Origin of the sequence: Stenotrophomonas sp. HMWF023 (genome assembly GCF_003060985.1) — a bacterium.
In the GTDB taxonomy this organism is placed as follows: Bacteria; Pseudomonadota; Gammaproteobacteria; order Xanthomonadales; family Xanthomonadaceae; genus Stenotrophomonas; species Stenotrophomonas lactitubi.
The window spans coordinates 13,116-30,819 of sequence record NZ_QAIJ01000296.1 but is presented as its reverse complement, the minus strand read 5'-3'; the positions used below and the strand labels follow the sequence as shown (position 1 = coordinate 30,819).

Annotated in this window: 17 protein-coding genes and 4 pseudogenes; 15 read left to right on the top strand and 6 right to left on the bottom strand. The window is 62.9% G+C overall.

Annotation, left to right across the window (positions count from 1 at the left end):
• The first annotated feature begins 71 nt into the window (after positions 1-71).
• Positions 72-887, top strand: coding sequence for a helix-turn-helix transcriptional regulator (locus DBR20_RS17170; RefSeq protein ID WP_108267175.1), 816 nt, complete (start codon positions 72-74; stop codon positions 885-887).
• 23 nt (positions 888-910) lie between these two features.
• Here the strand turns inward: DBR20_RS17170 and DBR20_RS17165 are convergent, their stop codons facing one another.
• Both DBR20_RS17165 and DBR20_RS17160 read right to left on the bottom strand, forming a co-directional pair.
• On the bottom strand, positions 911-1,441 hold the full coding sequence (locus tag DBR20_RS17165) for a nuclear transport factor 2 family protein (protein ID WP_108267183.1): 531 nt from the start codon (positions 1,439-1,441) through the stop codon (positions 911-913).
• A 38-nt stretch (positions 1,442-1,479) separates the two neighbouring features.
• A complete protein-coding gene (locus tag DBR20_RS17160) occupies positions 1,480-1,848 on the bottom strand; it encodes a hypothetical protein (RefSeq protein ID WP_258223411.1) in 369 nt (122 codons plus the stop codon).
• Between the two features lie 399 nt (positions 1,849-2,247).
• Here DBR20_RS17160 and DBR20_RS17155 point away from each other — a divergent pair, with 399 nt between their 5' ends.
• The 5 genes and pseudogenes from DBR20_RS17155 (at position 2,248) to DBR20_RS17130 (ending at position 9,017) form a co-directional block, all read left to right on the top strand.
• Positions 2,248-6,963: an RHS repeat-associated core domain-containing protein gene (locus tag DBR20_RS17155; RefSeq protein ID WP_108267173.1), complete on the top strand. Its 4,716-nt coding sequence runs from the start codon at positions 2,248-2,250 to the stop codon at positions 6,961-6,963.
• The gene (locus DBR20_RS21955) at positions 6,948-7,427 is read left to right on the top strand and encodes a hypothetical protein (protein ID WP_146187042.1); all 480 of its coding nucleotides are present in this window, start codon (positions 6,948-6,950) and stop codon (positions 7,425-7,427) included. The genes DBR20_RS17155 and DBR20_RS21955 overlap by 16 nt, the downstream gene beginning before the upstream one ends.
• Positions 7,428-7,599: 172 nt before the next feature.
• Positions 7,600-7,842: pseudogene (locus DBR20_RS17145) on the top strand (transposase); the annotation flags it as partial.
• Positions 7,843-7,964: 122 nt separating this feature from the next.
• Positions 7,965-8,224, top strand: a pseudogene (locus DBR20_RS23790) (transposase); the annotation flags it as partial.
• A gap of 538 nt (positions 8,225-8,762) precedes the next feature.
• Positions 8,763-9,017 carry a hypothetical protein gene (locus DBR20_RS17130; RefSeq protein WP_258223410.1) on the top strand — a complete coding sequence of 85 codons (255 nt, stop codon included), beginning with the start codon at positions 8,763-8,765 and terminating at the stop codon, positions 9,015-9,017.
• On the opposite strand, the pseudogene DBR20_RS17125 reads toward DBR20_RS17130, so the two are convergent.
• The 4 genes and pseudogenes from DBR20_RS17125 to DBR20_RS17110 form a co-directional block, all read right to left on the bottom strand.
• A pseudogene (locus DBR20_RS17125) lies at positions 9,011-9,238 on the bottom strand (hypothetical protein); the annotation flags it as partial. The gene DBR20_RS17130 and the pseudogene DBR20_RS17125 sit on opposite strands and share 7 nt — an antisense overlap.
• A 22-nt stretch (positions 9,239-9,260) precedes the next feature.
• The gene (locus DBR20_RS17120; protein ID WP_108267163.1) at positions 9,261-10,052 is read right to left on the bottom strand and encodes a hypothetical protein; all 792 of its coding nucleotides are present in this window, start codon (positions 10,050-10,052) and stop codon (positions 9,261-9,263) included.
• Positions 10,049-10,549, bottom strand: a complete 501-nt coding sequence (locus tag DBR20_RS17115; RefSeq protein WP_108267161.1) for a hypothetical protein — start codon at positions 10,547-10,549, stop codon at positions 10,049-10,051. Before DBR20_RS17115 ends, DBR20_RS17120 begins: the two co-directional genes overlap by 4 nt.
• Positions 10,550-10,760: 211 nt before the next feature.
• The gene (locus tag DBR20_RS17110) at positions 10,761-11,135 is read right to left on the bottom strand and encodes a hypothetical protein (protein ID WP_108267159.1); all 375 of its coding nucleotides are present in this window, start codon (positions 11,133-11,135) and stop codon (positions 10,761-10,763) included.
• A 577-nt stretch (positions 11,136-11,712) separates the two neighbouring features.
• On the opposite strand from DBR20_RS17110, the gene moaA reads away from it, so the two are divergent.
• The 9 genes and pseudogenes from moaA to DBR20_RS23410 form a co-directional block, all read left to right on the top strand.
• Positions 11,713-12,693 carry a GTP 3',8-cyclase MoaA gene (moaA, locus tag DBR20_RS17105; protein WP_108267157.1) on the top strand — a complete coding sequence of 327 codons (981 nt, stop codon included), beginning with the start codon at positions 11,713-11,715 and terminating at the stop codon, positions 12,691-12,693.
• A gap of 8 nt (positions 12,694-12,701) precedes the next feature.
• The gene (gene moaCB / locus DBR20_RS17100) at positions 12,702-13,700 is read left to right on the top strand and encodes a bifunctional molybdenum cofactor biosynthesis protein MoaC/MoaB (RefSeq protein WP_108267155.1); all 999 of its coding nucleotides are present in this window, start codon (positions 12,702-12,704) and stop codon (positions 13,698-13,700) included.
• Positions 13,697-14,950 (top strand): gephyrin-like molybdotransferase Glp, encoded by a 1,254-nt coding sequence (gene glp / locus DBR20_RS17095; protein ID WP_108267153.1) that lies wholly within the window; start codon positions 13,697-13,699, stop codon positions 14,948-14,950. The genes moaCB and glp overlap by 4 nt, the downstream gene beginning before the upstream one ends.
• Positions 14,950-15,210 carry a MoaD/ThiS family protein gene (locus DBR20_RS17090; RefSeq protein WP_049463966.1) on the top strand — a complete coding sequence of 87 codons (261 nt, stop codon included), beginning with the start codon at positions 14,950-14,952 and terminating at the stop codon, positions 15,208-15,210. Before glp ends, DBR20_RS17090 begins: the two co-directional genes overlap by 1 nt.
• A gap of 3 nt (positions 15,211-15,213) precedes the next feature.
• Positions 15,214-15,690 (top strand): molybdenum cofactor biosynthesis protein MoaE, encoded by a 477-nt coding sequence (locus tag DBR20_RS17085; RefSeq protein WP_108267151.1) that lies wholly within the window; start codon positions 15,214-15,216, stop codon positions 15,688-15,690.
• 93 nt (positions 15,691-15,783) lie between these two features.
• On the top strand, positions 15,784-16,332 hold the full coding sequence (locus DBR20_RS17080) for a molybdenum cofactor guanylyltransferase (protein ID WP_258223409.1): 549 nt from the start codon (positions 15,784-15,786) through the stop codon (positions 16,330-16,332).
• Entirely contained in the window at positions 16,329-16,694 is a 366-nt protein-coding gene (locus tag DBR20_RS17075; protein ID WP_108267147.1) for a hypothetical protein, read from the top strand. The genes DBR20_RS17080 and DBR20_RS17075 overlap by 4 nt, the downstream gene beginning before the upstream one ends.
• Positions 16,695-16,762: 68 nt before the next feature.
• Positions 16,763-17,539, top strand: coding sequence for a helix-turn-helix domain-containing protein (locus DBR20_RS17070; protein ID WP_100465591.1), 777 nt, complete (start codon positions 16,763-16,765; stop codon positions 17,537-17,539).
• 19 nt (positions 17,540-17,558) lie between these two features.
• Positions 17,559-17,704: pseudogene (locus DBR20_RS23410) on the top strand (molybdate ABC transporter substrate-binding protein); the annotation flags it as partial.

The window sequence follows — 17,704 nt, the reverse complement described above, 5'->3', positions numbered from 1 at the left end:
ATCGTATTCAGCGAGCCCCGCCGCCGAATTTCGCTAGAATGTCAGTCTATCGCTGAATCCGGTCATCGAGAATGACTCGCATTTCACTGCCTGGCTTTGATCTGGACCCGGACGCGACGGATCGGCCGGCAGTGGCCAGCCGCCTGCAGGTGGCCGACCACGATGCCGAGATTCCAGTGCATGACCACCGCAAGGGACAGCTGATCCTGGCACTTCATGGCGCGGTGACCTGCGAGGTGGCCAATGCGCTGTGGATCGTGCCGCCGCAGTGCGGCGTGTGGATTCCGGGCAGCATGCCACACAGCAACCGGGCCACCGCCAACGCCCGCCTGTGCTATCTGTTCGTCGAGCCGGGCGTTGTCGACCTGCCACTGCACTGCGTGACGCTGTCGATCTCACCGATGGTGCGCGAGATGATCCTGCACCTGGCCGATGTGCCGCAGGACTACCCGCGCGGCGGGCACGTCGAGCGGCTGGCGCGGGTGCTGCTGGACGAACTGGTGGAGATGCCGGCCGAGCGGTTGTACCTGCCGGTGAGCGATCACCCCAAGATCCGTGCGCTGGCTGCGGCGCTGTCGGCCAATCCGGCCGACCGCAGCACCATCAGTGAATGGGCCAAACGCCTGGCACTGGGCGAGCGCACGTTGACGCGCCTGATTGATCGGGAAACCGGTTTATCGTTCGGACGCTGGCGGCAACAGCTGCATCTGCTCGTTGCGATTCGCGAGCTTGCAGGTGGCGCGGCGGTGCAGCGGGTTTCTGAAAGCCTGGGCTACGAGTCGGTGACAGCATTCATCACGATGTTCAAGAAAGCGCTGGGGCAGTCGCCTACGCGGTATTTTGCGGCGCGGCTGCGGAATCAGGATTCTGCTGCTCGTGGCGGTTGACGTTGACTGGCTGAAACGGAGTATCAGCTCTCCCCAAGACTGCGTTTGTCGCGTATCGAATAGATCACTGAAAATATCTTCCAGCCCTGCTCGGTGCGGACCAGTTGCCACATTTCCCTGCCCCAGTTTTGTTTCGCACCGTTGGCGTGGAAGCTGTAATCGAACGACACAGATGCCACATCGCCGTCTGTGTCGATTTTCGTATTGAAGAACTTCTCCTCTCGTGGTTCTGCAGTGGCCACGGCCTCATCGATGAGCGAAATGAAGTTGTTCGATGGGATCTTTCGTGCCTTGATCGCATCGGGCTTGGCCCTGCGGATGTCCGCCAATCGCCGGTCTTCGGACACGAACTGCCAGCCGATGTCTTCCGGTCTATCCGAGGAGAATAAGCTCATGTAGGTCGGTTTGTCCTTGTTGATCAGCGAGGTGCGGAAGGACTCGATCACCTGTTCGATCGCTTCCACATCGGCAGGCGTGCTTTGCTCTGCGCAAGCCGGAAGGCAGGGCAACAGGCAAAGCGCGAGGGTGGTGAGGACCGTTCCTGGAATGTGCATCTTTAGTGTCGGGTTGAAGGGGAGGGCGGGCATGCGCATCAGCGAGCGTACGTGCGCCAGAAGAGCACGCGATTGCCTGTGCTGCTTGTTGCGACGAAGATCGACTTGCCGAATTCGGGCTCGCAACGAAAGAAGGTATAGGAGCGCTTTAGAGCGGTCTCACTCGGCCACCAGCTTCGATTGAACAGCGCCGGCTGGGTAGCGCTGTGGTTGACGGGCCGGCAACCGGGCGGCAACAACAACTGCTTGCTGCGTGGTTTGCTGAAGGCAAGCGCGCTCACGTTTGAATCGAGGTCGTGCACCTCGCGCAGGTCGGTCGCCTCCTCGGGCACCCACGCGGGAATCCAGCCCTTGGCAATCATCTCGGCGTCGACGGCTTCCTGCTTCGTGGCGAAAGAACTGTCCATCACCAGATCCAGATCGCAGGAGGTGAGTATCAAGCAGAGTGCGAAGAGGAGGAGCAGCCTCATGCGGTCTGAAAATGGAGGTAATGTCGGGGTCATAGACGATCCTGCAGCGCATCCTTGCATCACTGGCTTGACGGTGCACGCTAGCACTAATGAAGACTGGAAGCAGTTTGGGGGGTACTCTGATCACCAAGGCAGGGTCGTTGCCGATATCGACAATCGTGACCGACATCCCACGGCTTGACTTGATTATGTAATGGGCTTGCGCGATAACTGCCCCGTGCGGCATGGCCGCATTCCGGAACAGGGACGATCCGAAGCAGGGCGCGACAGGGCGGTGATCCGCCTGTGCGCCTTCGTCCCTCCCGGCGCGGTATTCGCCCAGGAAGGAGAACACGGATGTTCGGACGGACAATGAAGCTGGCATGTGTGGCGCTGACGATGGTCGCGCTTGGCTGCGCGGCCCCTCTTGCCGCGCAGGCGCAGGAAAGCAAAAAAACCTGGCGCATCTCGCAGCCAGGCGGAAATTCGACCCAGTACAAGACCCAGCAGGCAGCGGTGCAGGCGATCCAGAGCCTGCCCGCGCCGAGTCCGTTCCCGCCGGAGTTCCAGATTGGTTGGAAATCCGTCAATTCGATCAAGTCCACCGTGGTCGACCTGGAAGGTAATACTTCAATTACCTACTGGATGGGAAAGTCCCAGCCTTCCGATCCTGAATGGTCGTATCTCAGTACCGATATGTTCCCAACCGAAGAGGCGATGGTCGCTTCCTATCTCGCTTATATCAAGGCATTCAATCCAGTATGCCCGGGTGCAGCCGTCACGCCTACAAGCGAGTGGTATGCGCTCAGCCCGGACATGGAAGGAACCATCGAGACACGTGAATTTGAAGTGATATACATGACCGGCGACAACACAGCCGAGTCGCCGTGCACGCCCTATCCAAGCGATGCGCAGATGACGCGGACTCGGCGCCTAAATTGCCCGGTCCCCTTCACCCAGTGGTCCAACAAGTACGAAGCCTGCGTCAGCGAAGAGTTCGTAGCAACCATTACCTCCAAGACGACGCAGTGCGACAAGGATGGCGGGAATGGCAACTGCCCGACCTCGGGTAACGGCGCCATGAGTGGCATGAGCCCGAACCCCTCCAGCACTTCGGCATCGCAGGAGCCTCCGTGCACTGGAGCGGTAGGCAACCCCTGCGACGTAAAGACCGGCGAGAAGTACGAGATCGCGCAGGACTTCGATCTGGGCTGGATCGCACTGACGCGCTATTACCATTCGGGAATATCCACCTCGTCCGGAGGCTTCGGCCACGGCTGGACACATTCGCTTGGAGCGCAACTGGCACTGGATGGGGCGGGTGGCGCAGGCATCGTTGAAGCCACCGGTTTCCAGCGCGCCTTCAAGAAGATCGGCCAGGTCTACGAGGCTGCTGACAGCAGTGGCGATCGCCTGGTCCAGAATGGGAACTGGACGCTGTACGCGTCCGACGCCATTTCGACATTCGACGATGCGGGCCGGCTCGCCGCGAAGCGCTTTGTGGACGGCACCTCGCTCACCTTCGTCTATGACGATAGCCAGCGCCTCGCTGCCGTTGTGCACAGCAGCGGCCGTACGCTTGAAGTCGTCTACCAGTCCAACGACTACGAAGCCCTGATCAGCTCCGTTCTGGTCGCGGGCGTACCGCAGGCGAGCTATACCTATACCGCGCATGGGCAGGTCGCTACCGTCACGTACGCGGGCGGCGGGGTGCGCACCTATCACTACGAGAATCTGGATTTCCCCCAGCATCTGACCGGCATTACCGCCGAGGATGGGCGCCGCTACAGCACCTTTACCTATGACACCATCGGTCGCGTCATTTCGAGCCAGCACGCGGGTGGCGCTGATGGCGTAACCCTTGCCTACAGCCCCAATGGCGGTGCGGTGGTCACCGATGCATTGGGCCATCAGACCGATTACACGCTGACGCCCGGTGGCGACAGCGCTCCTCCCCGCAAGGTGTCGGGCACGACCGATGCCCAGGGTTCGGTCAGCCGCACTTACTATGATGGCGCGGTCGATTTCCGCCGGCGTCTGGATACCTATACGGACCGGCGCGGCGTCCAGACCAAGCACACTTACAGCGAAGGCGTCGACGCGGTGACGGGCCGACCGGTCAACACCCATACCATCACCGATGCGGTCGGCCTGCCTGAGCAGCGTGTTGTGCAGACCACGCGCGACAGTGTGACCAACGCGGTGCTGGCGACGACCATCGCTCAGCGTGAGACGCGTACCGCCTACAACCCGCGCCGACAACCGATGAGCGTGACCCTGAAGGACCTGGCTTCCGGGCAGACTCGTACGACCACATATACCTATTGCGAGGCTGCGGATGTGGCCGCAGCGGGCAGTTGCCCCGTGGAGGGGCTGCTGAAGAGCGTGGATGGCGCGCGCACCGACGTGGCCGACGTCAGCACCTACGCCTACTACGTCGCAGACGACGCAGGATGCGCGACCAATGGGGCCTGCACCTATCGCAAGGGCGACCTGCGCAGCGTCACCAATGCACTCGGTCAGACGGTGGAGACGTTGGCCTACGACGCCTACGGGCGACCGTTGTCGGTGAAGGATGCCAATGGCGTCGTCACCGACTACGCCTACCACGCTCGTGGCTGGCCCACCTCGGTGACCGTACGCGGCGCCACCACCGCCGAGGATCGATCCACCCAGATCAGCTACTGGCCCACCGGCCAGGTGCAGCAGATCACCGAGCCCGATGGCGGCAGCGTGACCTACGTGTACGACGCAGCACTGCGACTGACTGATATCGAGGACAACGCGGGCAATACCATTCACTACACGCTGGACAATGCCGGCAATCGACTGAAGGAGGACACCCTGGATGCGGGCGGTACCCTGCGCCGCACCCTGGCACGTACCTTCAACACCATTGGCCAGCTAACGGTTCTGAAGGACGCCGGCAACCACGCCACCGGCTTCACCTACGATGCAAACGGCAACCCGCAGACGGTGACCGACGCCCTGCAGCGCGTCACCAGCCAGCAGTACGATCCGCTGAACCGGCTGGCGCGGACCCTGCAGGACGTCGGCGGTGTTGCTGCGGAAATCCGCAGCCAGTACAACGCGCTGGACCAGGTCACCCAGGTAACCGACCCGAAGGGCCTGCACACCACCTACGCCTACAACGGCTTTGGCGATCTGACCGGGCAGGTCAGCCCGGACAGTGGCGCCAGCAGCTTCACCGTTGATGTGGCTGGCAACCGCAAGACCGCCACCGATGCGCGGGGCATCACCGCTACCTACAGCTACGACGCGCTCAACCGCCTGATCGGCATCGCCTACCCAGACCCCAATCTGGATGTGGGCTATAGCTATGACGTGGCACCGGCTGCCTGCGCCGCCGACGAGCGCTTTGCCAAGGGGCGCCTGGGGCAGGTGTTGCACGCGAATGGCAGCACCCAGTACTGCCATGACCGCTTCGGCCAGATCACCCGCAAGGTGCAGACCGTCAACGGTGTCGCCAGTACGCTGCGCTACGCCTACAGCAAGTCCGGTCGTCTGACCGCGTTGACCTACCCGGACGGCAGCGTGGCCGACTACGTACGTGACACCCAGGGCCGTGTCAGCCAGATTGGCCTGACGCGCACCGGCCAGCCGCGCCAGATCGTGGTGAACAACGTGATCTATGCGGCCTTCGGCCCGGCGACCGGTTGGACCTACGGCAATGGTCGCCAGTTGCAGCGCCCGCTGGACCTGGACTACCGCCCGCAGGCCGTGCATGACCCGGCCGCAGGCGGCCTGTCCCTGAGCTATGGCTATGATCCGGTGGGTTCGATCACCGAGCTGAAGAACGGCGCAGGGTCCGAAGTGCTGGCCAAGTACGCTTATGACGCGCTCGGCCGCCTGACCCAGACCCAGGACGGTACGACCGGCACGCCGATTGAAACCTACGGCTACGATGCCACCGGCAACCGCACCTCGCTGATCACGTCGGCAGGGACCGCCAGCTACACCTATCCGGCCACCAGCCACCGGCTGACTGCAGTGGATGGCGAAGCGCGCAACCATGACGCAGTGGGCAACACCACCAGCATCGGCAGCAAGGCGTTCAACTACAACGATGCCAACCGCATGAACGCGGTGAAGCAGGGCAACGCCACACTGGAGAGCTACGCCTACAACCATCGCGGCGAGCGCGTGCTGCGTACCCCGGCCGGTGGTGCGGCTCAGATCACGTTGTACGACGAAGCAGGGCAGTGGTTGGGCAACTACTCGGCCACGGGCCAGGTGCAGCAGCAGGCCATCTGGCTGGACAACTATCCGGTGGGGTTGATCAATCTGCCGAGCAGCGGCGTGCCGGAGCTGGCCTACGTCCAGCCGGATCATCTGGGTACGCCGCGTGTTGTGATCGACTCTGCGCGCGATGTCGCGATCTGGGAGTGGAGCAACAAGAGCGAAGTGTTCGGTGATCAGATTCCTAGTGCTGATCCGGATGGCGATGGCGTGGCGTTCGACTTGGCGCTGCGCTTCCCCGGGCAGCAGTCGACGGATGCGAGTGGGCTGTTCTACAACTACCAGCGGGAATACGACCCTGCAGTGGGGCGCTATTCCCAGAGTGATCCGATTGGGTTGAATTCTGGTGTGAATACATACGCTTATGTATTTTCAAGGCCGATAAGTTTCACCGATCCGAGGGGGCTGAAGACCACCTTGATAACCACCTACGATTTTGGAATTGGGAGTCACTCTGCGATCCATGTCGCAAGGCCCGGACAACCCGACTTCCTATACGATCCAGCAGGTTCGTACGCGCCCGGTGGACGTCGGGGAACTGGTGGGCTTTTCGAGGGGGATGATGCTAGCTTGGCTGGATACAGCAGGTATCAGCGCGCGACTGGAAGCCGTGTTGAGTTCACCGTTATTCACCTGACGCCGGAGCAGGAAGCTACTCTGGTTCAGAATGCAGAGGAATGGGGTGATCCTCGTGGTTTCGGGTGTGCAGCCTCTGTGTCGGGTGCGTTGAGTGGAATGTGTGGTATCAGTCAAACGTTCCGTCCTGGTGTCCTGAATGATATGGCGAAGGAGGCCGAATGCCCGGTCAAGTGAAAGACAGGTTGGTGGCATCTTCAGTTTGTTTCATGCTTTGTGTTGTTATCAACATTGCGGCATGGAGATGGATTGCGGCATTTGTGAAGATTGAGGGAATGCGGATTCCATACGTCGTGCTGATTTCGTTAATTCTGTCTTTCGCATTCTATGGCTTTGCATTGATTCGCAAAGAATGGACGGTACTCGCGGTTGCTGGGATCGGGGCCGCCGCCGGGGTGGTAGGCGGGACTTTCGCCATTACGCTTTCAAATTTGGTAATTGTTGATGGCTTTCAGCGGCTCGTTGTCAGCTTCGAAAGATATGGGGCCATTGCTGCTCTTTGGGACGTCCCGGTATCGCTGCTACTTGGCAGCTGGGCTGTTGGGGCACTTTCTTTCTGCGCTGCGTGGTTGAAGCTCAAGAGAACCTGTGGCGGAAAGGAGAGTGGGCGAAGAACTGGCAGGAATGCCTCTCGTCCGTGAGATGCTGGCTGACGCCGCGGCGTAGCTTTTGAGCTCTCGCTGCGCTTCCCAGGGCAGCAGGCGACGGATGCGAGTGGGCTGTTCTACAACAATCAGCGAGAGTACGACCTGGACCGGCCAGGATTTCGTAGACATCTCAGAGCCATAATCAATGGAAGCGAGAGAGGTGTCTATGGCAAGCAAGCAGTACACGGATGAGTTCAAGGCCGAGGCGGTCAAGCAGGTTACCGAAAGAGGCTTTGCTATAGCCGAGGTTGCCAAGCGGCTGGGGGTCTCATCCCACAGCCTTTACCAGTGGCTCCGCAAGGCAAAGCGCGAGGCCTTGGCGGGCACACCAGAGGGGTCGATGTTGCCGACGCCCAAGGACTCAGCTGAGGTGCGTCGGTTGAAGGCCGAGGTGAAACGTCTGACTGAGTCGCCCAGGGTTTCGTGGGCAGCCGTCAGCCACTCAGGGATGCTCTGAACAACTACTTCGGTAGTGCCGAGCTCTGGCCTTCCAGCTGAGAGACAATGGCGGCAGATGTTGAGTAGCTGTCCATGCATTTGACATTTGGTGATGACGAGGGCTGGGCAAGCGCAAGCGGAGCCGGCGCGAGATCTTGCTTTCCGAGATGGAGCAGGTAATGCCGTGGAAGGCGCTACTGGCTGAGATCGAGCCGCACTATCCGCGCTCAGGTTGCGTGGGCCAACCTCCGTATTTGATAGAGACGATGCTGCGCATCCTGTTGCTGCAGCAGTGGTGCCCGTTGAGCGATACGGGCATGGAGGAAGCGCTGCACGAGATCGCTTCGATGCGGGGCGGCATGGTTGGGTTCATGCCAGATGCGGAAGGGAGTATGGACCACCGTTTGCCAAGGCGAAGCACATTGGCTTTCGCGTGCGAGGGAAGGCCTGATCAAAGCCCAGTGAGCACGGAGTGCGTGGGCGCTGTTGCTTTCGCAGGGGAGGGGCGATGACTTGGGTGTTGGTTGGATTCTATGCGGCTCTCTCGGCGCTCGCGTATTTCGCAATGGTCGGCAGAACTCCCACCAGACGGCTCTTCTCCGCGATTGGAATTATTGCGGTTCAGATAGCTTCGCTTGTGTGGATTCAGATCATTGCAAGAGCGCTGGGCTCGCAGTCCAATCATGGTTCTTATTCTGTGGGAGTTGGTGAGCTCTACCTCGCCATACGCCCCATCCTCTTGTTCAACCTGGCGGTATGCATCGCCCTTGTTCTGATCTTTCTTGTTGCTCTGTCCGGAAAGAAGGACGTCCGATGCCCAGATTCCTAATCTCCGGCGAGATGCCCCTCATCCAGAGGCTGCCTAATAGGTACGAACTGTCCGAACGATTGTTGAAGGATCTCCTGCTCGCCCAGGTGGCGGGCGTGGATGTCGTCGGGTTCGGGGGCGTGTTGTTCCCGTCCAGCACGACTCAGGTCTTAGGCTGTGAAATTACCGCCGGAATGCTTGCCGATGCCGACGGCGTGCCGGTGAGAGCCACTCTGTGCCTGGACGATCACGATCAGCTCTTCGAGCTCGAACTGTGGAAAATGGACTTCTCGCCGATCATCGACGTCGATCTGAGGGGCGCTTTCAGCGATCACTGAGGCTTGCTGAAAATGGTCGCCAATGAAGGGCGTTCCATGACCAAGTACTCCATCACTCGGTCGCCTACGTATTCTTCGGGTTCGCCATCCTGACGGATGCGTTCCACCGCCAGCGGCCTTTCCAGCACGACCCGCAATCCCCTCAACGCGCAATCGGCATCGGCAAGGGCCAGGTAGCACCCGGCTAGTTGATGCAGCTTCGACAGCGATTGGCCATCGGCCACAGTGTGCCAATGTTCCAACCTAATGCTGTGCTTCAGCGGCCATCCGGATGGCCTGTAATTTCGCGTGATTCGGCTTGGTGTAAGTTTCGAACGAACTACTGCCATCGGGGTAGTAGAAGATGGTTCGGTTACCCGATTGCTTGACCTTGGGTCCAACTGACCGGGTCAAGAAGTTTGAATGAAGAACGGGTTCGAAATAGATGCTGCGGGCATGAGGTGCCTTGTACATAAGGTAAAAATGTCCGTTCGTGGTCAGGCTGATGGACTTTCCATGGCCTCCAAGGAACGACTCGTTGAACCATGGGTAGTAGTCCCGTACAACCGTCAGATCCCCGTCGACTTTGAAATCCCAGCTGCCGTGAGGCGAACTGTTGTCATCAAAAATGACAATCATGCCGGCAGGACGGCCGGATTCAATGCCCTCGCCAAACGCGGAGGTGTCTCTGTACTCCGCACCGAAGGTGATATTGCTCAGCGTCCAGTTGCAGCTGCCACCTCCATCCACCGGCACTTTGGCCTCGTACAGTCTGCTCTGCTCCTGCTGGATGGGTTTCAAGTCCATCCGCTGATAGCCATCTCGATCATAGGGAATTCCGGAAGCAGTATGATCGGTGAAGATGCAAGTCTTTGATCGGTACATGACTCGCATTTCCATCGTATCGAGCTCCGTGGGGACCTTGATGGTCACATTGACCACGCCTGCATCGGTGGTGGGCGACAAGCCTCGGTCCGGTAACTCCCTGCCCGGGGTATGGCGGCAGCCGCTGAGAAGCAAGAGGGCGAGGATTGATGCTGGGATGGGAAATTTCATCTGCTGTAGTCCGGGCATGCTGATTTCTTCTGAATGCTGAGAGCTCCGTCGGCATCCGTCTTGAGGCAGAATGTGGCTTCATAGATTGCGGTATGAAGGTACCAGAGATTTGGAATGTGTCGGATTGCTTGAAAGTAGTAGGTTGTGTTCAATTTCAATTGAACATTCTCCCTGTTGTCTTCGGGCCCATCCCGCTCGTAGCCGTCTGGCGTTGAGCCGTATGAAATGCAATTGCCAGGCCTTAGCTTCGTCGGCTTGGCGTCGTCCTTCAGGCTGATGGCCCAGCTTTCGTGTTGGAGTGTGTAGTGCTCCATCAGTAGCAAGTTGGCCACCGGGAACGACCGCTTCGCTTTTTGCGGGATGCAGATCGCGGGTGTGCCATCTATGAGTCTGACATCGGCCTCTTCTCTGACCAGCTGGAACGCGTGCGCCATGTTTGGGGCCACGCTGCAACCGGTGGCCACGAGCAACGCCAAGGTGCTCTTGAAATTCTGCATTGGTCTTCTGATGCCTCCGTCTGCGCAACTCTGAAAGGGCGAGCGATTCAATTGCCCTGATTGCCTTTGCCAGCATTGTCGTGCCGCCAGAAGGATGGGGCGCACGGCAGTCTGGAGTGGCCATAGCACGGGAGGTAATGAGAAGGGCGTCGCGTTTATGCGGGTAAATGCCGGGCCGAAATGAGGCCAGAGACGACACCGGTAGAAGCGTTCACCCCTCCACCTGCAACCGCCCCACAGCCTGCGCACTCAGCGCCAGGCACGCCAGCATCAGCCCTTCCATCACCCGGTCCCCCACATAGTCTTCGGGCTCGCCGTTCTGCCGGGTCCGCTCTGCCGCCAGCAGCACCTCCTGCACCACTCTCAACCCGGACAACGCGCAATCGGCATCGGCCAGCGCCATGCAGCGCCCGGGCAATTGATGCCGCTCCGGCCAGGGCTGCCCATCGGCTGCTGCACCTTTGCCGATACGTTTCAGGTTGGCAATCAGGGTGTTCGCATCCGCGGTGCGCGCAGTTTCCGGCGCGTCTTCGGCGTTGGCTGGGTCACTGTAGGCGTGCAGATGGGGAAGATCAGATCCGTTCATGGCAAGGCTCCGTGCAAGGCAATCGGTAGCCGCCACGCAAGAGGTGGCGGACGGTACGTGGTTCGAATCCGGGTTGATCCCAAGCCGGCGGGCGCGAACGCCCCCACGCACCGCCCGCCATAGCCGGCAGACGGATTGCCAGCCGGCGCCACGGAATGTGGACGCCGACTGGCAAGCGCAATCACTCAGGACCAACACGGGATTCGAAGCCCGGCCACCCGTTTTCGGTGGCATGCCATCTGAGCCCGCGTCGCTGTGCAATGCCAATCAGACGAGTTGTAAATAGCTCGCGATTGAAGACGCTTTCGGCATTGAACCACGCTGTTAAGTATCGGCAGTGCTGGTTGCCGCGATGATCCGCCGCGACCAGGCAATCTGCGACAGGTGTCGTGGTTGGGTGAAGGAGTGGGGGACGGCAGGCGGTTCGAAAACGACAGGGCTGACGGCCCTACCAATCGGTGCATTCGGAGTCAGGGCTCCGGGTTGACGCTTTCAGCGCCCCGGCGCACTCTGAGTGCTCGGGTCGACAACCTGTTCAGGCGCCCAGCGGCATGGTGGGGTCAGGAGTGAAACAGCCATGAGCCAACTCACCGACGGGTTCGGACGCCGCTTCCCGTATCTGCGTCTGTCATTGACCGAGGCCTGCAACTTCCGTTGCAGCTACTGCCTGCCCGATGGCTACCAGGCCGACGGCCGCCCGCGCTTCCTGGCGGTGGACGAGATCGCGCGCCTGGTGCGCGCGTTTGCCATGCTGGGGATGACCAAGATCCGCCTGACCGGTGGCGAGCCCAGCCTGCGCAAGGACCTGGACGAGATCATCGCCACGGTGGCGGCCGTGCCGGGCATCCGCAAGGTGGCCATCACCACCAACGGCACGCTGCTGCCGCGCCGCCTGCCGGGCTGGCACCGGGCCGGCCTGACCGCGCTGAACGTGAGCATGGACAGCCTGCAGCGCGAGCGCTTCAGCACCATCACCGGCCACGACCGCCTGCCGGAAATCCAGCAGGGGCTGGAGATGGCGCAGGCACTGGGCCTGCCGGCCATCAAGCTCAATGCAGTGCTGCTGCGCGGCTTGAACGACGACGAGCTGCCGCAGTGGACGGATTTCCTGCGCGACCGTCCCTTCAGCGTGCGCTTCATCGAACTGATGCGTACCGGCGACAACGAAGCCTATTTCCAGCGGCACCACCTGCGTGCCGAACACATGATCGACCAGCTGCAGGCCGCCGGTTGGCATGAGCGCCCGCGCGCGGCCGATGCCGGCCCGGCGCGTGAATTCAGCCACCCGCAGCATCGCGGCACGGTGGGCATCATCGCTCCGTATTCGCGTGACTTCTGCAAGGGCTGCAACCGTCTGCGCGTGACCGCCAAGGGCGACCTGCGGCTGTGCCTGTTCGGCGAGTTCGGCGTGCCACTGCGCCCGCTGCTGCAGAGCGATGACGACCAGGACGCGCTGCTGGCACGCATCACCACACAGCTTGGCCTGAAAGCGGCCGGGCACGGATTGCACCAGGGCAAGACCGGATTGATCCCGCATCTGGCGTCGATTGGAGGATGAGGAACACGATGAGTGGCGAATTGAATGCGGCCTTCCACATGGCCGATGTGCGCGACAAGCGCGTTACCCGCCGCCGCGCCGTGGCGGTGGGCGAGCTGCATGCCGGACCGGTGGCCTACCCGCTGATTGTCGAGCGCCGCCTGCCCAAGGGCGATGCGCTGGTGATGGCCGAGATTGCCGGCCTGCAGGGGGCGAAGATGGCCTCGATGCTGATGCCGCTGTGCCACCCGCTGCCGCTGGAACTGGTGCAGGTGTACTGCGCGCCGGTGCCGGAGCGGCAGGCGATACGCGTGTGGTGCGAGTGCGCCAGCGAGGCCCGCACCGGTGTGGAGATGGAAGCACTGGCCGGAGTGAACGCCGCACTGCTGACCCTGTACGACCTGAGCAAGCCGGTGGAGCCGGCACTGCGCATCGAGGGCATCCGCCTGCTGTTCAAGGAAGGCGGCAAGCGCGGCCTGTGGCTGCACCCTGGAAGTATGGACGAGAGTGAGCGCGAGCGCTTCCGGCCGCGTCCGCCGAAGGGCTTGCACGGTGCGGCCTGCGCGGTGATCACCCTGAGCGATCGCGCCAGCGAGGGCACGTATGCCGACGAGTCCGGCCCGAAGCTGGTGAGCGGGCTGCAGGCGCTCGGTGGCAAGGTGGTGGCTGCCGAGGTACTGCCCGATGGCGTCGAACCGCTGGCGGGCCGCCTGCGTGCGCTGGCGGGCGAGGGTGTACGCCTGTGCCTGTGTACCGGCGGCACCGGGCTGGGCCCGCGCGACCTGACCCCGGAAGCGCTGCGTTCGTTGAACGCGCGCCCGGTGCACGGCCTGGCGCAGATGGTGCGCGCGTTGAGCGCGCAGCACACGCCGATGGCCTGGCTGAGCCGTGCCGAGGTGGTGCAGCTGGATGACATGCTGGTATTTGCGCTGCCGGGCAGCCCGCGTGCGGCCGCGCAGTGCCTGGACATCCTGGCGCCGGTGCTGGGCCACGCATTGGCGATGGTCGATGGCGGTGGCCACGCATGATTGCCTACAGCGAAGCGCTGCAGCTCCTGATGGAAGCGGCTGCACCGCTGCCGGCCGAGCGCCTGCCGCTGCATGAGGCGGGTGGTCGCATCCTGGCCACGGACATCATCAGCGGGCAGTCGCTGCCGCCGTTCGACAATTCGGCGATGGACGGCTTCGCGCTGCGCGCCAATGGCACGCCGTTCGAAAGTGGTACCGGGTTTGCGGTGCAGGGCTGGCAGGCCGCAGGCGATGCCGGTGCCGAGGGCGGCGAGGGCGCGTGGGAAATCATGACCGGCGCGCGCATGCCAGTTGGGCTGGATACGGTGGTGCCGATCGAGAACGTGGAGATCCTCGCCAGCGAGGATGGCCGACCGACCCGCATCGCGTTGAAGAGCGCGGTGAAGCCTGGCCAGAACGTGCGCCTGCGTGGACAGGACGTGGAAGAGGGTGAGCGCGTGCTGCAGGCCGGGCAGGCGCTGGACATCAATGCGCGCACCCTGCTGCATGCGATCGGCGTGGCCGAGGTGGCGGTGGTGGCACGGCCGAAGGTCGCTGTCATTGCCACCGGCAAAGAGCTGGTGACCGAAGCGGCGCAGGCGCTGGACTCCGGACAGATCCGTGACAGCAACCGTCCCTATCTGATCGGCCGCCTGCAGGCCGCCGGTGCCGACGTGGTGTGGCAGGGCACGGTGGGCGATGAGGTGGCTGCCTTCGATGCCGTGCTGGATGACGCGCTGGCGGCAGGAGCACAGGTGCTGGTGAGTACCGGTGCGGTGTCGGCCGGCCGCTACGACTTCATTCCCGATGCGTTGCGCGCGCGTGGCGCCCGCATCGTGTTCCACAAGGTGGCGATCCGCCCGGGCAAGCCGCTGTTGTTTGCAGTGCTGCCCAATGGCGCGCTGTATTTCGGTCTGCCCGGCAACCCGGTGTCGGCGGCAGTGGGACAGCGCTTCTTCGTTGAACCGGTGCTGCGTCGCCTGCTGGGCCTGGCCGCTGAGCCGCTGCTGCAGCTGCCGCTGCAGGCCGACGTGCGCAAGCCGCCGGGCCTGCGCTTCCACGCGCGGGCGCGGGTGGAAGTGGACGCACAGGGGCGCTTGAGCGCGCGCGTGCTGGCGGGCCAGGAATCGTTCCGTTTGAAATCCATGCTGCAGGCCAACGCCTGGGTGGTGCTGGAGGGCGAGGGTGACCTTGCCACGGCTGGCACACCGGTGCGCGTGCAGGGCTGGGGCCATCAGGACCCGCTGCAGCTGGCGAACCAGGAGTCATGATGAAACAGGTGAATCTGCAGTTGTTCGGTGCGTTTTCCGATCTGGATGCCAGCCGCGAGATCGCGCTGGAGGTGGCCGGTGGCACCGTGGCCGATCTGCGCCAGGCGTTGCGTGAGCTGTTGCCGGTGCGCTTTCCCGGCTTCCGCGCCGGGTTGCTGGACTATTCGGCCTTTGCCGACCAGCAGCGCGTGCTGCGTGACCACGAAGCGCTGCCCGCCGATGGCAAGGTGGCGATCCTGCCGCCGGTGAGTGGGGGCTGAGCCATGAGCAACGTGACTGCGAAAGTGGTGGACCGCGCGCAGCGCGCCATCGATCCGGCCGAAGGCATCGCGGCGGTGTCCGACCCGGCATTCGGCGGTATCGATGTGTTCATCGGCAAGGTACGCGACTTCAATGTGGGGCGGCCGGTGACCGGCATCACCTACGACCTGTTCGAACCGCTGGTGCTGAACGAGATCCGGCGCTTGGCGGCGGAGATCGAGGCGACGTTCGGGCCGAAGCTGAAGCTGTACGTGGCACATGCCAAGGGCCGTCTGGGCATTGGCGATGTGGCGGTGGTGGTGGCCGCAGGCAGCCCGCACCGTGATGAAGCGTTCCGCGCGTGCCGGCAGCTGATCGAGGCAGTGAAACACCAGTGCCCGATCTGGAAACAGGAACATTACGAAGACGGCGACAGCGAGTGGAGCGAAGGCTGCACGCTGTGCCACGCTGACAGTGAACCGGCACATGAGCACCACTGACGGCAGTAGATCCACGCCATGCGTGGATGGGGCCTTCCCGTCGCGCCCGGCCGGGGCAGCCACGCATGGCGTGGCTCTACTGGGGTTTCCCGCGTGAACACGACCATCGCCGGCATCGTGCTGGCCGGTGGCCTGTCCAGCCGCATGGGCCGCGACAAGGCGCTGCTGCCCTGGCAGGGGCGCACGCTGCTGGAGCACATGCGCGGCACGTTGCGGCTGGCCGGGGCAGACCGTGTCTGGGTGAGCGGACGCTATCCGGCCTTCGGTGGCGTGCCCGACCAGATCACGCGCTGTGGGCCGCTGGGGGGCCTGTACAGCATGGCGATGGAGATGCCTGATGGCCCGGCCTGGGTGGTGCCGGTGGATACGCCCCGCTTGACCCCCGCGCTGCTGCAGCAACTGCGTGCGGGACATGACAGCGCTTGCACGATCGTTGAGGGACATCCGCTTCCGATGCTGTTTAATGTAGGCAATGAAAGCCGCACGATCCTCGAAACCATGATCCACGATCCCCTCGGCCCGCGTTCCCTGCAGGCCCTGCAACACCGGCTGGACACGCAGACCCTGCGCCTGGCCCATGCCGATGAAGGCGCCCTGGTCAACTGCAACACCCCCACCCAGTGGGAGGGCGTTGTCTCATGAAGGTGCAGTTGCAGGAACAGACAATGCGCTTGCGCCTGGACGAGGCAGAACTGGCCCAGTTGCTGGCCGGTGAAACGGTGGAGAACCTGACCCGATTCGGCGGCAGCGGCGGCTGGGGTACGGCCGTCTCGCTGCATGGTGGCGAATCGGCCGTGCTGCTCGACAGCGGCACCGATTGCCGCCTGGTGCTGCCACGCGGTTCGGTGGAGGATCTTGCCGGACGCCTGCCGTGCCGCGATGGCCTGGCGTTTGCGCTGTACCTGGATGACGGCACCACGCTGCAGCTGCAGTTCGATGTGGATGTGCGCGACAGCGTGCGTCAGCGCGGCCCGGGCCGGCACGGGACCTCGCCCGCGGCGTGACGCACGCAACGCCCGGGCGGCGGCGGGCCGTGCCGTATGATGGACGCTTCCGTTCGAGCGTTGTTGTGATGTCTTCGATGCCGCCCCCGCAGCTGCGCCCCGGCCGGGCAACGCCCAATCCCGCCGCCGCCGATGACGGCGATGCACTGCATTTCTGCAGTACCTGTGCGTTCTCGGATGCGTGTACGTCGCAGGGCTACGACAAGGCCGCCCTGGGCGAGCTGCATGTGCTGGTGGACCATGTCGGCCCGTTCCATGCCGGCGACTACCTTTTCCGTGCGGGCGAGCCGTTCGATTCGATCGCGGCGGTGCGCGCGGGCATGGTCAAGACCTTCGTCGACGACAGCCAGGGCAACGAGCAGGTGCTGGGCTTCGCGCTGCCGGGCGAGGTGATCGGGCTCAACGCCATTCACGGCTCGCGGTTTCCGTGCAACGCGGTCGCGCTGGACACGGTGTACCTGTGCCGCATTTCCTTCCCCAAGCTGAGCCTGCTGGCCACCCGCATGCCAGGGTTGCAGGCCAAGCTGTTCAGCCTGCTCAGCGCGGAGATCGGCAAGGTCGCCACCCTGGCGGCCAATCATCGTACCGACGAGCGCATGGCCGCCTTTCTGCTGGACATGTCCGAGCGCTATGCACGGCGCGGGTTCTCCGCGACCCGCTTCAACCTGACGATGGCCCGCACCGAAATCGCCAACTACCTGCGGATGGCGCCGGAGACGGTCAGCCGGGTGCTGCGTCGGCTGAGCGATGAGGGTGTCATTGCAGTCAATCAACGTGAGATGCTGCTGCTGCAACCCGAGCGGCTGGCGGCGCTGGCCGTGGCCAGGGATTCCGAACCGGACTGAACACGGCCAAGGAGCCGATATGAAGACGCTGGGTGTGTTGTTGCTGGGGATGCTGGCTGCACTGCCAGCGTGGTCAGCCGAGCTGACCGTGTCGGCGGCATCCAGCCTCACCGAGAGCTTCCGCGAGCTGGGCGCCGCCTACGAGAAGGCAAACCCGGGCAGCAA

Excerpts from the sequence above, each read along its gene's own strand:
- DBR20_RS17170 (WP_108267175.1), top strand. The coding sequence starts at position 72 with ATGACTCGCATTTCACTGCCTGGCTTTGATCTGGACCCGGACGCGACG.
- DBR20_RS17165 (WP_108267183.1), bottom strand. The coding sequence starts at position 1,441 with ATGCACATTCCAGGAACGGTCCTCACCACCCTCGCGCTTTGCCTGTTG.
- DBR20_RS17160 (WP_258223411.1), bottom strand. The coding sequence starts at position 1,848 with ATGGACAGTTCTTTCGCCACGAAGCAGGAAGCCGTCGACGCCGAGATG.
- DBR20_RS17155 (WP_108267173.1), top strand. The coding sequence starts at position 2,248 with ATGTTCGGACGGACAATGAAGCTGGCATGTGTGGCGCTGACGATGGTC.
- DBR20_RS21955 (WP_146187042.1), top strand. The coding sequence starts at position 6,948 with ATGCCCGGTCAAGTGAAAGACAGGTTGGTGGCATCTTCAGTTTGTTTC.
- DBR20_RS17120 (WP_108267163.1), bottom strand. The coding sequence starts at position 10,052 with ATGAAATTTCCCATCCCAGCATCAATCCTCGCCCTCTTGCTTCTCAGC.
- DBR20_RS17115 (WP_108267161.1), bottom strand. The coding sequence starts at position 10,549 with ATGCAGAATTTCAAGAGCACCTTGGCGTTGCTCGTGGCCACCGGTTGC.
- DBR20_RS17110 (WP_108267159.1), bottom strand. The coding sequence starts at position 11,135 with ATGAACGGATCTGATCTTCCCCATCTGCACGCCTACAGTGACCCAGCC.
- moaA (WP_108267157.1), top strand. The coding sequence starts at position 11,713 with ATGAGCCAACTCACCGACGGGTTCGGACGCCGCTTCCCGTATCTGCGT.
- moaCB (WP_108267155.1), top strand. The coding sequence starts at position 12,702 with ATGAGTGGCGAATTGAATGCGGCCTTCCACATGGCCGATGTGCGCGAC.
- glp (WP_108267153.1), top strand. The coding sequence starts at position 13,697 with ATGATTGCCTACAGCGAAGCGCTGCAGCTCCTGATGGAAGCGGCTGCA.
- DBR20_RS17090 (WP_049463966.1), top strand. The coding sequence starts at position 14,950 with ATGAAACAGGTGAATCTGCAGTTGTTCGGTGCGTTTTCCGATCTGGAT.
- DBR20_RS17085 (WP_108267151.1), top strand. The coding sequence starts at position 15,214 with ATGAGCAACGTGACTGCGAAAGTGGTGGACCGCGCGCAGCGCGCCATC.
- DBR20_RS17075 (WP_108267147.1), top strand. The coding sequence starts at position 16,329 with ATGAAGGTGCAGTTGCAGGAACAGACAATGCGCTTGCGCCTGGACGAG.
- DBR20_RS17070 (WP_100465591.1), top strand. The coding sequence starts at position 16,763 with ATGTCTTCGATGCCGCCCCCGCAGCTGCGCCCCGGCCGGGCAACGCCC.